The organism is Staphylococcus sp. HMSC065D05 (assembly GCF_001813195.1).
In the GTDB taxonomy this organism is placed as follows: Bacteria; Bacillota; Bacilli; order Staphylococcales; family Staphylococcaceae; genus Staphylococcus; species Staphylococcus epidermidis.
In genome coordinates, this window is sequence record NZ_KV811746.1 from 274,965 (window position 1) to 290,058 (window position 15,094).

A 15,094-nucleotide genomic window follows, 5' to 3' on the forward strand; every position below is an offset into this window, starting at 1 on the left:
GGAAGAGTGAAATAATGTCTAAAGTGATTGGGATAACAGGTGGTATTGCCACTGGAAAATCAACTGTTTCAGAATTATTAACAGCATATGGGTTTAAAATCGTAGATGCTGATATTGCTTCACGCGAAGCAGTTAAAAAAGGATCTAAGGGACTTGAACAAGTTAAAGAGATTTTTGGGGAAGAAGCAATTGACGAAAATGGTGAGATGAATCGTCAATATGTAGGAGAGATTGTTTTTAATCATCCTGACTTACGCGAGGCTCTTAATGAAATAGTTCATCCTATTGTAAGAGAGATAATGGAACAAGAGAAAAACAATTATCTAGAACATGGATATCATGTAATTATGGATATCCCATTGTTGTACGAAAATGAATTACAAGATACTGTAGATGAAGTTTGGGTGGTTTACACTTCTGAAAGTATTCAAATCGATCGTTTAATGGAAAGGAATAATTTATCATTAGAAGATGCAAAAGCACGTGTATATAGTCAAATATCTATAGATAAAAAAAGTAGGATGGCAGATCATGTGATAGATAATCTAGGTGATAAATTAGAACTTAAACAAAATTTACAAAAATTACTTGAAGAAGAAGGGTATATTCAATCTGAGAGTGAATAGTAAATATAATGAAAATCGTATAGAATGCTTTTATATTGTTATCACTAAGTGTATGTATTATAAATAAATAATTACATATTAAACACTAACAATTAGAGCCACAAATTAGGCTGGGACATAATCCCTAGCAAAATAGCCAGTAAATGAGTTTTTATAAATTCATTTACTGGCTTCTTTATTTACAATACTTCGTATTGTTGGCTCGCTTTCTTAGGGGACAGCTTCAGCCTGTAGTCTTCAGCTTGTCCTATTTTCTCATGAGTTTCGCCCAAATACTTTGTATTTATATGTAATTTAACATTGAAATACTTTCAAAAATAAGGTCCTTTCGTATAATTTAACAAATACCACTAAACTAAATTAACGAGGTACCTTATGTATAAAGATTATAATATGACTCAACTTACTTTACTAAAGGAAACTTCAGTACATATTCCCACACATGATATGTCACAATATGCGAATGATATTGTTGAAACAATTCCCGATACTGAATTCAGACCGCATCGTTGCGCAACATTATAGCATCCCAATATGATGTTGAAAGTAGTGTTATATGCCTACACATAATCTGTATTTTCGGGTAGAAAAATTTCTTAATGATAGTATTCGAATGATGTGGTTTTCACAAATTCAAAATTCTTCTTATAAAACGATTAATCGATATAGAGTAAATACAAAAGTAGATGTTTTATTAGAATCCTTATTTATTCAATTCCATAGTCAATGTTTGAATCAAAATCTTATAAATGATAAAGCTTAATTTATATTTATAGATAAATTTGTCAGTAAACGCTTTCATTTAAAATTGAATATGTTATACTATTTCCATAAAGTATAACATATAAAACAAGGGGTGCTTTGAATGGCAACGAATATTGCAATTAACGGTATGGGTAGAATAGGTAGAATGGTGTTACGAATAGCACTAAATAATAAAAATTTAAATGTGAAAGCGATTAACGCTAGTTATCCACCTGAAACAATTGCACATTTACTTAATTATGATACGACGCATGGAGTTTATGATAAAAAAGTTGAACCGATAGAAAGTGGTATTAAAGTGAATGGACATGAAATTAAATTACTTTCTGATCGCAATCCAGAAAATTTACCATGGAATGAGATGGATATTGATGTTGTTATAGAAGCGACAGGTAAATTTAATCACGGAGATAAAGCAGTTGCTCATATTAATGCAGGTGCTAAAAAGGTATTACTCACTGGACCGTCTAAAGGTGGAGACGTTCAAATGATTGTTAAAGGAGTCAATGATAATCAACTTGATATTGATACATACGATATCTTTAGTAATGCATCTTGTACTACTAATTGTATCGGTCCAGTTGCAAAAGTCCTCAATGATAAATTTGGAATCATAAATGGTCTGATGACAACTGTTCATGCGATAACAAATGATCAAAAAAATATTGATAATCCACACAAAGATTTAAGAAGAGCACGTTCTTGTAATGAAAGTATTATTCCAACGTCAACAGGTGCTGCTAAAGCACTTAAAGAAGTATTGCCTGAAGTTGAAGGTAAACTTCATGGAATGGCTTTAAGAGTACCAACTAAAAATGTCTCTCTCGTTGATTTAGTTGTTGATTTAGAACAGAATGTTACAGTTACACAAGTTAATGATGCATTTAAAAATGCCGATTTAACAGGTGTTCTTGATGTTGAAGAAGCTCCTTTAGTTTCTGTAGACTTTAACACAAATCCTCATTCAGCTATTATTGATTCTCAATCTACGATGGTTATGGGACAAAATAAGGTGAAAGTTATCGCTTGGTATGATAATGAATGGGGGTATTCGAATAGAGTTGTTGAAGTAGCTGACAAAATTGGACAATTAATTGATGATAAAGCAATGGTAAAAGCCATTTAACTGAATATTTATACTTGCACTAAACCTGAGATAGCCATATTATCTCAGGTTTATTTATATACAAATAGCCCTAAACAAAGTTGAAGCACCATTGATGTTATTATAGATAACCAATTAGCTTTAGACATATTACTAGATACTTTCTTTATAGAAAAATAATCCATAGTCATTATTTATTAATCAAGTTGAGATGATTTTGAAATGAGATGATTTTAACGAATCATCTTTCAAATTATAATTTAATAATGGTACTTTTGGTCGTATTTATAAAATTGTGTAGTACACTTAAATGATTGAAATTCATTTAATATGTTTAATCACGTTAAAATGTAATATTTTTAATAAATAACATAGTACACTAAAACCTTTATTTATAAGATATATTTTCCTTTTTTACACATAGTGGTGTTATCAATGTATCATTACATTCTTTCATTTATAGTTGTAATTGACCTTTCTTTTTTACACAGTACTTTTATAGTATAATGTACGGTGATCAAACTTGGGAGGGTGATATATATGAAATGCCCAAAATGTAATTCTACACATTCCAGAGTGGTTGATTCTAGACATGCAGATGAGGCCAATGCGATTAGACGTAGAAGAGAATGTGAAAATTGCGGAACGCGTTTTACAACATTTGAACATATTGAAGTAAGTCCATTAATAGTAGTGAAGAAAGATGGAACTAGAGAACAATTTTTAAGAGAAAAAATATTAAATGGTTTAGTAAGATCTTGCGAGAAACGACCAGTGCGTTATCAACAACTTGAAGACATAACTAATAAAGTGGAGTGGCAACTTAGAGATGAAGGACAAACTGAAATTTCTTCTAGAGAAATTGGCGAGCATGTTATGAATTTATTAATGCATGTTGACCAAGTTTCTTATGTAAGATTTGCATCTGTATATAAAGAATTCAAAGATGTTGATCAACTCTTAGAGTCAATGCAAGGTATCTTGAGTGATAATAAACGGAGTGATAAATAGATGGGGTTACAAACCTATGAATATGGTCTAAAACCACAAGATGGATTTGAGGTGATTACACATTTCGAATTCACCTCACAACATTTAGATATTTTAAATCGACTATTTACCCCTTTAATTGGAGTTGAATCAATAGGACTCTATCATTTTATGAGTCAATTCATAGACGAAAGTCAACATCTCGGGTTAACGCATTATATATTCATGAATGAACTAAAAATTAACTTATTAGATTTTAGGGAGCAAATGGACAATTTAGAGGCTATTGGATTGATTAAAACATTTGTAAGGCATGAAGAAAAGTATTCTCACTTTGTTTATGAGTTAATTCAGCCTCCAACAGCCTATCAATTTTTTAATGATCCTATGTTATCAGTATTTTTATTTAGTGAGGTTGATAAAAAACGTTATCAAGCACTTAAATCTTATTTCGAAAAAGATGAGAAAGATTTAAGCAAATATCAACAGACCACTAGAAAATTTACAGAAGTATTCAATGTACCTAAAAAGGTCAATGTTTCAGATCAAATTAATTTAAAGCAAATCAAACATTATAATGGTATAGATTTATCTAATGAAACTTTTGATTTTGAAATGTTGAGACAGATGTTGAACCATCATTTTATTAGTAATGAAATTATCGATAAAGAAGCTAAGAATTTGATTATACAACTTGCGACGCTTTATGGGATTACTGAAGATGGCATGAAAAATGTTATATTAAGCTCCATTACCAGTGCACAACAGTTATCTTTTGAAGAAATGCGTAAGCAAGCTAGAACTTATTATCTGATTGAACATGATAATCAATTGCCTAAATTAGAGCATCAAACACATAAAACTAACGATGAAAAAAAAGATCGACACACAAAAGATACTACAAATGATTGGTTACAACTGCTAGATGAAACAAGTCCGATTGATATGTTAGCAAGTTGGTCTGATTCAGAACCTACACAGTCGCAAAAAAGTATGATAGAAGAATTGATTAACCGTGAAAAAATGAATTTTGGTGTAATCAATATACTTTTACAGTTTGTTATGCTAAAAGAAGATATGAAGTTGCCAAAATCTTATATTTTCGAAATTGCTTCTAACTGGAAGAAAATTGGTATTTCAAATGCCAAACAAGCATATGAATACGCATTACAAGTTAATCAACCTAAAAATTATGAAACACATTCTAATGATAAACGGCAGAACAATCGTGGAAGACAAAATCAATTTTTATCCAAAGAAAAGACGCCTAAATGGCTTCAAAATAGGGACAATCAAGAAGATAATAAAGATATAAATGATGACACCCTCGAAGAAGATCGACAAGCATTTCTTGAAAAGTTAAATCAAAAGTGGAAGGAGGAAGATAATTAATGAAAAGTTTCAGAAATATCATGGGCGATTCTCAAAATCTAGATAAACGTATACAAAAAATAAAACAAAATGTGATTAATGATCCTGACGTTAAACATTTTCTTGAGAAAAATCGTAGTCATATAACTAATGAGATGATAGACGAAGATTTAAATGTTCTTCAAGAGTATAAAGACCAACAAAAAGTCTATGATGGACATCGCTATGATGATTGTCCGAATTTTGTAAAAGGACATGTTCCTGAACTATATATCGAAAATGAAAGAATCAAAATTAGATATCTACCTTGCCCGTGTAAAATAAAACATGATGAGGAACGATTCGATTCACAACTTATTATATCTCACCATATGCAAAGAGATACACTTCATGCAAAGCTAAAAGATATTTATATGAATAATCGAGAGAGACTTGATGTAGCAATGGCAGCTGACAAAATCTGTACAGCAATTACTAATGATGAAAAAGTAAAAGGATTATATTTATATGGGCCTTTTGGTACAGGAAAATCATTCATATTGGGTGCTATTGCAAATCAACTTAAATCGCAAAAGATTTCATCAACTATTGTATATTTACCAGAATTTATACGCACTTTAAAAGGTGGTTTTAAAGACGGTAGTTTTGAAAAAAAATTACAACGTGTGAGAGAAGCTAATATTTTGATGTTAGATGACATTGGCGCAGAAGAAGTCACACCGTGGGTAAGAGATGAAGTGATTGGTCCTTTATTACATTATAGAATGGTACATGAACTTCCTACATTTTTTAGTTCTAATTTTAATTATAGTGAACTTGAGCATCATCTTTCAATAACTAGAGATGGCACTGAAAAGACTAAAGCAGCTAGAATTATTGAAAGAATTAAAACTTTATCGTCACCTTATTATTTGACTGGCAAAAATTATAGAAACAATTGAATTTTAAAGTATGTGGTGTATAATAGAGATAAATCTTAATCGTTGAAACTATTGAAGATACGATAATTTAATCTCTGTTACACAGAAAGTCATTAACTGATGAGAATATGGCTAACACATTAAATTATTACTACTTCGTTATTATTGATATTTGTAATGAATATCCGGCTCAAGACCGTTATCTTATGTAGAGTATAGTATATGACTGGTCACGCATGTTTTTCATATACTTAACTAGGGTGGTACCACGACAAACTCGTCCCTTGATAGGGGGCGAGTTTTTTTATGCTCAGTAAAGTCAATTTATTCAATAAGCCAACGATCAGATGTTTTATTAAATAGGAGGATAACATATGAATCAAATTAATATTCAATTTCCAGATGGTAATACAAAAGAATTTGATAAAGGGACTACTACAGAAGACATCGCTCAATCAATTAGTCCAGGATTAAGAAAAAAGGCAGTTGCGGGAAAATTCAATGGTCAACTTGTCGATTTAACACGCCCTTTAGAACAAGATGGAACTATTGAAATTATTACGCCTGGGAGTGAAGAAGCGTTAGAAGTACTTCGTCATTCAACAGCTCATTTAATGGCACAAGCATTAAAACGTTTATACGGTGACGTTAAATTTGGTGTTGGTCCTGTAATAGAAGGCGGATTCTATTATGATTTTGATATGGATGATAAGGTTTCATCAGATGATTTTGATAAAATTGAGAAAACAATGAAACAAATTGTGAACGAAAATCATAAAATTGTAAGAGAAGTAGTTAGTAAAGAAGAAGCAAAAGACTTCTTCAAGGATGATCCTTATAAATTAGAACTTATTGATGCAATTCCTGATGATGAAAGTGTAACACTTTATACACAAGGTGAATTTACTGATCTTTGTCGAGGCGTACATGTACCTTCAACTTCTAAAATTAAAGAGTTCAAACTATTATCTACAGCTGGTGCATATTGGCGTGGAAATAGTGATAATAAAATGTTACAACGAATTTATGGTACAGCATTCTTTGACAAAAAAGATTTGAAAGCACATCTAAAAATGTTGGAAGAACGTCGTGAGCGTGATCATCGTAAAATTGGTAAAGATTTAGAATTGTTTACAAATAATCAACTCGTTGGTGCTGGTTTACCGTTATGGTTACCAAATGGTGCTACAATACGTAGGGAAATAGAACGTTATATTGTCGATAAAGAAGTAAGTATGGGATACGATCATGTTTACACACCAGTATTAGCCAATGTTGATTTATATAAAACATCTGGTCACTGGGATCATTATCAAGAAGATATGTTCCCAGCAATGAAGTTAGATGAAGACGAGGCTATGGTCTTAAGACCAATGAACTGTCCACATCATATGATGATTTATAAAAATAAACCCCATTCTTATCGCGAATTACCTATACGTATTGCTGAATTGGGTACTATGCATCGTTACGAAGCAAGTGGTGCAGTATCAGGTTTACAACGTGTTCGAGGAATGACATTGAATGATTCTCATATTTTTGTTAGACCTGACCAAATTAAGGAAGAATTTAAACGTGTAGTTAATATGATTCAAGATGTATACAAAGATTTTGGTTTTGAAGATTATCGCTTCAGATTGAGTTATAGAGATCCTGAAGATAAGCACAAGTATTTTGATGATGATGAAATGTGGGAAAAAGCTGAATCAATGCTTAAAGAAGCATCAGATGAATTAGGTTTAACATACGAAGAAGCCATTGGTGAGGCAGCATTCTATGGACCTAAGTTAGATGTTCAAGTAAAAACAGCAATGGGAAAAGAAGAAACTTTATCAACAGCACAACTTGATTTTCTTTTACCAGAACGTTTTGACTTAACGTACATTGGTCAAGATGGAGAACAACATCGTCCTGTAGTTATACACCGTGGTGTAGTTTCTACTATGGAACGTTTTGTTGCATTTTTAACTGAAGAAACAAAAGGTGCATTTCCAACTTGGTTGGCGCCAATGCAAGTTGAAATTATTCCTGTAAATGTAGATTTACATTATGATTATGCTAGACTTTTACAAGATGAACTAAAATCGCAAGGTGTTCGCGTTGAAATTGATGATCGTAATGAAAAAATGGGATATAAAATTCGTGAAGCTCAAATGAAAAAAATACCTTATCAGATTGTTGTAGGTGACAAAGAAGTAGAGAATCAAGAAGTAAATGTAAGAAAATATGGTTCTGAAAAACAAGAATCAGTTGAAAAAGATGAATTTATTTGGAATGTTATTGATGAAATCCGTTTAAAAAAGCATAGATAAACTTGAAAATATAAAGGATATCATGTATATTACAAATTAATATAATAAATAGAGTTAGAGGTTGCATTATTAATGACTAACTTATCAGAAGTCGTATGGGACAAGTGTTGAATAAGCGAAAGGTAATAATGCCGAAATGATGTTAATTCCATAAGTTAGCATTGTTGGGACAACTTTCGAATAGAAGTTGTACTGTCACTTTATGTGATGTGCTACCTTATATAGATAAACATAAGTGGTTGCATATCTTATAGGTATGTAACCACTTTTCACATTATTGATACAGATAAAAAGACAAGCGATATAAAAGTAAAATGATATTAATATCGTTTCACTTTTATATCATCTATACCAAATTTATCTACAACAATGATATGCATTGATGTGGTAACAAGTTAGCCTCTACTTATGAAGGAAAGGGAGCTTCTATGAATAAGAATAATAAACAAATTGACGGTGTTCAAAGAGGGTTAAAAGATAGACATATTTCAATGATTGCCATTGGGGGATGTATAGGAACTGGTCTATTCATGACTTCTGGTGGAGCTATACATGACGCAGGTGCATTGGGCGCTTTGATTGCCTATGCAGTTATTGGAGCGATGGTGTTTTTTCTAATGACGTCGTTAGGGGAGATGGCGACATATTTGCCTGTGTCAGGTTCATTTAGTACTTATGCTACACGCTTTGTCGATCCCTCACTAGGATTTGCTTTAGGATGGAATTATTGGTTTAACTGGGTGATTACAGTAGCAGCTGATGTTACTATTGCAGCGCAAGTTATACAATATTGGTCCCCTATGCAAGGCATACCAGCTTGGGTCTGGAGTTGTATCTTCCTTATTATTATTTTCGCGCTTAATTCTCTATCCGTTAGAGTATATGGAGAGAGTGAATATTGGTTCGCACTTATCAAAGTAGTTACAGTCATCATATTTATAGGAATTGGTATCTTAACTATTTTAGGAATTATGGGTGGAGAATTTGTAGGATTTGATACGTTTACAAAAGGAGATGGGCCAATACTAGGTGGGAATTTAGGTGGTAGCTTGCTATCAATTCTCGGTGTATTTCTAGTCGCAGGCTTCTCATTCCAAGGAACTGAACTTATTGGTATTACAGCAGGTGAATCTGAAAATCCAGAAAGGGCAGTTCCAAAAGCGATTAAACAAGTGTTTTGGCGTATACTTTTATTTTACATTCTAGCTATTTTCATTATTGGTATGTTGATTCCATATGATAGTGAAGCGTTAATGGGCGGTGGTGATAGTATAGCTACTTCACCTTTTACATTAGTATTTAAGAACGCTGGACTAGCTTTTGCTGCTTCATTTATGAATGCTGTTATATTAACAAGTGTATTATCAGCAGGTAACTCTGGAATGTATGCTTCAACAAGAATGTTATATTCAATGAGTAGAGATAAATTAGCTTATAATTCTTTTGGAAAAACAAATAAAAATGGGGTACCATATGTATCTTTAATTGCTACTGGAATACTAGTCATTCTTATTTTTGCTTTGCAACATTTAAGTGGAGATGCATATGAATACATTGTAGCTGCTAGTGGGATGACTGGTTTTATTGCTTGGGTTGGTATAGCAATCAGTCACTTTAGATTTAGACGCGCATTTGATAAACAAAATTATGATAAGTCAAAATTAAAATATAAAGCGAAGTTATTCCCATTTGGTCCTATTTTTGCAGGTGTTTTATGTGTAATAGTTATCATTGGACAAGATGTAGATTTTATTAAAACAGGTAACTTTGATATGAATAGATTTTTTATAACTTACATGGGAATTCCTGTATTCTTAATTTTCTTCTTTTACCATAAATTTAGATATAAAACTAAAAAGATTCCTCTAAACAAAGTTGACTTAAGGCAAGATGTTTCGATGGAAGAAATAAGACACCATAAAAATAATTAAAAAAAGTTTGACTTAAACAATAAATATTGATATGATTATTAACGTTGAATACGAAACGAACCAAGTAGAAGCACCCGCTTCTCACCTGTGGCGACGCTAATGCAGTTGGCAGGTCAATCATGTTACACATTTATTGTGTCTAAGAAGAGCGGGTAGTTATACTCGCTCTTCTTTTTGCTTGGAACAATTTCGTAAATTTCTGGGAGGTGTCAACCATAGCAAAAGATCAAACTCAAATTAATGAGAAAATTCGTGCAAAAGAACTACGCTTAATAGGCCAAGATGGTGAACAAATTGGTGTTAAATCTAAACGTGAAGCTTTAGAAATGGCTGAACGTGTTGATTTAGATTTAGTTGTTGTAGCACCAAATGCAAAACCACCTGTTGCGAGAATAATGGATTATGGTAAATATAAATTCGAACAGCAGAAAAAAGAAAAAGAAATGAAGAAGAAACAAAAAGTCATTAATGTTAAAGAATTACGTTTAAGCCCAACTATTGAAGAACATGATTTCCAAACTAAGTTGAAAAATGGACGTAAGTTCTTATCTAAAGGCGATAAATGTAAAGTTTCAATTCGTTTCAGAGGTCGTGCGATTACACATAAAGAAATTGGTCAACGTGTGTTAGAAAAATTTGCAGATGAATGTAAAGATATTGCAACTGTTGAACAAAAGCCTAAAATGGAAGGGCGTCAAATGTTTATTATGTTAGCGCCTATCAACGAAAAATAAACGTTAAATTATAGGAGGAAATGAATCATGCCTAAAATGAAAACTCACCGTGGAGCAGCTAAACGTGTTAAAAGAACTGGTTCAGGTCAATTAAAACGTTCTAGAGCTTTCACATCTCACTTATTCGCAAATAAAAATACTAAACAAAAACGTCAATTACGTAAAGCTAAGTTAGTTTCTAAAAGTGATATGAAACGTGTTAAACAATTATTAGCATACAAAAAATAAGATTTTAAACGAATATATACGATAGAGATCATCTAAGGAGGAATTTATTATGCCACGAGTTAAAGGTGGAACAGTAACAAGAGCACGTCGTAAAAAAACGATTAAATTAGCTAAAGGTTACTTTGGTTCAAAACATACATTATATAAAGTAGCTAAACAACAAGTAATGAAATCAGGACAATATGCTTTCCGTGACCGTCGTCAACGTAAGCGTGATTTCCGTAAATTATGGATAACACGTATTAATGCAGCTGCACGTCAACATGACATTAGCTACTCACGTCTAATGAACGGATTGAAAAAAGCTGAGATTGATATTAATCGTAAAATGTTATCAGAAATTGCAATCTCAGACGACAAAGCTTTCGCTGAATTAGTATCAAAAGCTAAAGAAGCTTTAAAATAATATTTATACAAGACCTGAGACAATAATCTTTGTCTCAGGTCTTTTTATGTGCTTGTTGTTAATATATTATTTAAAAGTACTTAAATATTGAGTACAATACCTTGATGTAATGACGGACATATTTTATTTATTTGGTCATTTTCATAATACTAGGTTATTTCAAATCATGCTTTGAAATAATCAATATATACGAAGTCAATAACTAATAAGAGATAAATTTTCATTCATGTTATGACAGTGAGGTGTATAATTTTACTTTGCTAAAAGTTTCATCATATCAATAATGTAAGATTGTGTCTTATTTTAATTAAGAATATAATGACACTTTTATCGTTTTACATATACATATATTCAATCGCAAAAAATGATAATTTTTGCTAAAATGACTGATAGTATACTATATCTAAAAGGAGATAATCATGTCTAAATTTGATGAACAAATAATTGTTGTAAACAGAGATATTTTATTTAACAAAGATAAGAATGCTTTTAATGGTTTTTTACATAAAAATAATTTCAAAGGAAAAGAAATTTTTAGCGCGTTAAGTAAATATGAAGTGAAAAGACGTGGTGATATGGAAGATGATCCATCGTTTAAACAATTAATATCATATTGCCTACTAGAAAATGAGAAGGGAGAAATCCTTGTTTACGAGCGTCTTTCTGGTGGGGGGGAAGAACGGTTACATGGTCAGTCATCTATCGGTGTTGGTGGTCATATGAATGATGTTACTGGAGCTGATTCAATTAATGAAGTTTTAAGAGTTAATGCTCAACGAGAATTAGAAGAAGAAGTAGGATTAAGTAATAATAAATCTCAAAATATGGAATATTTAGGTTTTATAAATGATGATGATAATGATGTGGGTAAAGTTCATATGGGCGTCGTATTTAAAATCACTGTGCAATCAAACGATGTTGAAGCAAAAGAAACTGATACGCTAAAAATTAAATGGATAGAACAAGGCGACATTCATTCCTATGAGGATTTTGAAACATGGAGTGCATTAATTCTTCAAGATATATCATGATTGGAGTGCTAAATTAATGGCTGATATTATACCTTTTCCGCAGTCTAAAAGTAAAGTGATTAAACAAATAAATGATGCAGAAAGAAATGCAGATTTTGAAAAGATGTATCATTTGTTTAATGTATATGAACAGCATTTCGACCTTAACGAGGATATTGCATTAAAGAAATGCCGGATGCTTTTAAAATTGAATGCTTATTTAGAGTTACGAGAAGAGGCAATTATTTTGTTAAAACGTGGATTCAACTGTTATGACGAATTGATGATATATTATATTAAAAGTCTGAATGGTTTAGGTCAATTTTATGAAGCAGTTGAAGTAATTAATCAAATTATCGATGAAGTTAAAAATCATAAAACCAGAATGGAACTTTTTCCACTTAAAGAATATGCAATATCGAGACTTGATGAAGATAGAGAAGCATTGTCTTCATCTTTATCAGATTTTGGTTCGCTTAACACACGTGAACAAACATCTTTAATATTACAACTTATTGATAATGGGCATTATAATTTTAAAGAATCAGTAGCGAATATATTAATTTCTATAGAGTTACCTAAAAATTTAGTGAGCTTAATGTTGGAATATTTAAGATTTGCTGAATATTCTCATACAATTACAATCCATAAATATGGTGAAACGATAAATGTCAATCCTAATCATTTAAGTGGCATTGAGCACACGACGATTAAAGACAAGGTCATCCCTGTCGTAATGAATAGATTAGAAGATGGAGCGCTGCATATTTTAAAAGAAGCACAACATATGATGAATAATCATTCTATACTCATGTATCCTATAGATATAGAGTCGTTATACACTATTGATGATTGGATAGATGCATATGATGTTTACTTCAAACAATTAATTGGTATAGATATAAATGGCTGTAACAATGACACTTTACATTTCATTAAATCATTAGATAATGAAATGTAAAATTTAATTTGTTGCAAATTGAGTAAAAGAATTTTAATATAGAAATCGTTGAAAATAAACTTGAACAACCCTTCGTTTTCAAAGTTTGTTAACGCTAAAAACCTATGCTATAATAGGGAAGTTGAAAAAATAAATTAGTCAATCATGGAGGTATTTATACATGACAGCAACTTGGGAAAAAAAGGAAGGTAATGAAGGCGTTTTAACTGTTACTGTTCCTGCAGAGAAAGTAAATAAAGCATTAGATCAAGCATTTAAAAAAGTGGTCAAACAAATTAATGTGCCTGGATTCCGTAAAGGTAAAGTGCCTCGTCCGATTTTTGAGCAACGTTTTGGTGTAGAAGCACTATATCAAGATGCAGTGGATATCTTATTACCTGAAGCTTATGGTGAAGCAATTGCAGAAACAGAAATTAGTCCAGTTGCACAACCAGAAGTTAATGTAACTCAAATCGAAAAAGGTAAAGATTTCATTTTTGAAGCTACAGTTACAGTTGAACCTGAAGTTAAATTAGGTGATTACAAAGGATTAGAAATTGAAAAGCAAGAAACTGAACTTTCTGATGAAGAATTAAAAGAATCAATCGACCATAGTTTAAGTCACCTTGCTGAAATGGTTGTTAAAGAAGATGGTGCTGTTGAAAACGGTGACACAGTAAACATTGATTTCTCAGGTTCAGTTGATGGTGAAGAATTTGATGGCGGACAAGCTGAAGGTTATGACCTAGAAATTGGTTCTGGATCATTCATCCCTGGCTTTGAAGAACAAATAGAAGGAATGAAAACTGGCGATGAAAAAGATGTAGTTGTTACATTCCCAGAAGAATACCACGCTGAAGAATTAGCTGGTAAAGAAGCTACATTTAAAACAAAAGTCAACGAAATTAAATTCAAAGATGTACCAGAATTAAATGATGAAATCGCTAATGAATTAGATTCTGATGCTGAAAACGTGGACGAATATAAAGAAAATCTCCGCAAACGTTTAAGTGAACAGAAAGCAACTGAAGCGGAAAATACTGAAAAAGAAGAAGCTATTAATAAAGCAACAGAAAATGCTTCAATTGATATTCCTGAAGCAATGATTAATACTGAATTAGATCGTATGATTCAAGAATTTGGTCAAAGAATTCAACAACAAGGCTTAGATTTGCAAACATATTATCAAATCTCTGGTCAAAACGAAGAACAACTAAGAGACCAAATGAAAGACGATGCAGAACAACGCGTTAAAACAAACTTAACGTTAACTGCGATTGCTGATGAAGAAAATATTGAAGTATCTGATGAAGATATTGATAAAGAATTAGAAAAAATGAGCGAGCAATTTAACATTTCTGTAGAAGATATTAAATCTACTTTAGGTAATACAGATATTGTTAAAAATGATGTACGCATTCAAAAAGTTATTGATTTATTAAGAGATAACGCGAAATATGTTGAAGCTACTAAAGAAGACTAGTATCGTTCATTAAATGAATGCTTAATATTGAATTAGTCAATTGTCTATAAGTTGAATGAAATATAGGCAGTGTCAATTGTATAGATTGACAACTTAATATAGCATCATTATGATTTATTATTGTTGATGTTAAATGAAATTTAGGGGCGGGACAATGAAATCATTCATTAAGAATAAGATTTCAGTCCCGCTCCAAGTTATTTAAGCATCTTGATTGTAAATATGTTAAGTTGCATTGTAAAATGCTTTTTAGTATAGTCTTTATGGAATAGG

At 31.6% G+C, this 15,094-nt stretch carries 13 protein-coding genes, 1 pseudogene, 1 riboswitch and 1 other annotated feature; all 14 genes and pseudogenes read left to right on the forward strand.

Annotation, left to right across the window (positions count from 1 at the left end; all coding sequences use genetic code 11):
- Positions 1 to 14 precede the first annotated feature (14 nt).
- The 14 genes and pseudogenes from coaE to tig all read left to right on the forward strand — a co-directional run bounded on the left by coaE (position 15) and on the right by tig (position 14,821).
- Complete coding sequence (coaE, locus tag HMPREF2897_RS06305; RefSeq protein WP_001830774.1) at positions 15 to 626, forward strand: dephospho-CoA kinase; 612 nt, start codon at positions 15 to 17, stop codon at positions 624 to 626.
- 375 nt (positions 627 to 1,001) lie between these two features.
- Positions 1,002 to 1,386 (forward strand): annotated as a pseudogene (locus HMPREF2897_RS12775) (transposase); the annotation flags it as partial.
- Between the two features lie 105 nt (positions 1,387 to 1,491).
- On the forward strand, positions 1,492 to 2,517 hold the full coding sequence (gap, locus tag HMPREF2897_RS06315; protein WP_002446650.1) for a type I glyceraldehyde-3-phosphate dehydrogenase: 1,026 nt from the start codon (positions 1,492 to 1,494) through the stop codon (positions 2,515 to 2,517).
- Positions 2,518 to 3,036: 519 nt separating this feature from the next.
- The gene (gene nrdR / locus HMPREF2897_RS06320; protein WP_001830825.1) at positions 3,037 to 3,507 is read left to right on the forward strand and encodes a transcriptional regulator NrdR; all 471 of its coding nucleotides are present in this window, start codon (positions 3,037 to 3,039) and stop codon (positions 3,505 to 3,507) included.
- Positions 3,508 to 4,878, forward strand: a complete 1,371-nt coding sequence (locus HMPREF2897_RS06325; RefSeq protein ID WP_002475295.1) for a replication initiation and membrane attachment family protein — start codon at positions 3,508 to 3,510, stop codon at positions 4,876 to 4,878.
- A complete protein-coding gene (gene dnaI / locus HMPREF2897_RS06330) occupies positions 4,878 to 5,798 on the forward strand; it encodes a primosomal protein DnaI (protein WP_002446648.1) in 921 nt (306 codons plus the stop codon). Before HMPREF2897_RS06325 ends, dnaI begins: the two co-directional genes overlap by 1 nt.
- A 353-nt stretch (positions 5,799 to 6,151) precedes the next feature.
- Positions 6,152 to 8,089, forward strand: coding sequence for a threonine--tRNA ligase (gene thrS / locus HMPREF2897_RS06335; RefSeq protein ID WP_002446647.1), 1,938 nt, complete (start codon positions 6,152 to 6,154; stop codon positions 8,087 to 8,089).
- Positions 8,090 to 8,136: 47 nt separating this feature from the next.
- A riboswitch (Lysine riboswitch) is annotated at positions 8,137 to 8,312 on the forward strand.
- 205 nt (positions 8,313 to 8,517) lie between these two features.
- Positions 8,518 to 10,020 (forward strand): amino acid permease, encoded by a 1,503-nt coding sequence (locus tag HMPREF2897_RS06340; protein ID WP_002475306.1) that lies wholly within the window; start codon positions 8,518 to 8,520, stop codon positions 10,018 to 10,020.
- A 56-nt stretch (positions 10,021 to 10,076) separates the two neighbouring features.
- Positions 10,077 to 10,200: a sequence feature (ribosomal protein L20 leader region), on the forward strand.
- Positions 10,201 to 10,226: 26 nt separating this feature from the next.
- The gene (infC, locus tag HMPREF2897_RS06345) at positions 10,227 to 10,754 is read left to right on the forward strand and encodes a translation initiation factor IF-3 (RefSeq protein ID WP_001830789.1); all 528 of its coding nucleotides are present in this window, start codon (positions 10,227 to 10,229) and stop codon (positions 10,752 to 10,754) included.
- A 27-nt stretch (positions 10,755 to 10,781) separates the two neighbouring features.
- Positions 10,782 to 10,982, forward strand: coding sequence for a 50S ribosomal protein L35 (gene rpmI, locus HMPREF2897_RS06350; protein WP_001830767.1), 201 nt, complete (start codon positions 10,782 to 10,784; stop codon positions 10,980 to 10,982).
- A 49-nt stretch (positions 10,983 to 11,031) separates the two neighbouring features.
- Positions 11,032 to 11,388, forward strand: coding sequence for a 50S ribosomal protein L20 (rplT, locus tag HMPREF2897_RS06355; RefSeq protein WP_001830839.1), 357 nt, complete (start codon positions 11,032 to 11,034; stop codon positions 11,386 to 11,388).
- A 419-nt stretch (positions 11,389 to 11,807) separates the two neighbouring features.
- Positions 11,808 to 12,419 (forward strand): NUDIX domain-containing protein, encoded by a 612-nt coding sequence (locus HMPREF2897_RS06360; protein ID WP_002446645.1) that lies wholly within the window; start codon positions 11,808 to 11,810, stop codon positions 12,417 to 12,419.
- 16 nt (positions 12,420 to 12,435) lie between these two features.
- The gene (locus HMPREF2897_RS06365) at positions 12,436 to 13,359 is read left to right on the forward strand and encodes a hypothetical protein (RefSeq protein WP_002499846.1); all 924 of its coding nucleotides are present in this window, start codon (positions 12,436 to 12,438) and stop codon (positions 13,357 to 13,359) included.
- 160 nt (positions 13,360 to 13,519) lie between these two features.
- The gene (gene tig / locus HMPREF2897_RS06370; RefSeq protein WP_070592823.1) at positions 13,520 to 14,821 is read left to right on the forward strand and encodes a trigger factor; all 1,302 of its coding nucleotides are present in this window, start codon (positions 13,520 to 13,522) and stop codon (positions 14,819 to 14,821) included.
- Positions 14,822 to 15,094: the final 273 nt, after the last annotated feature.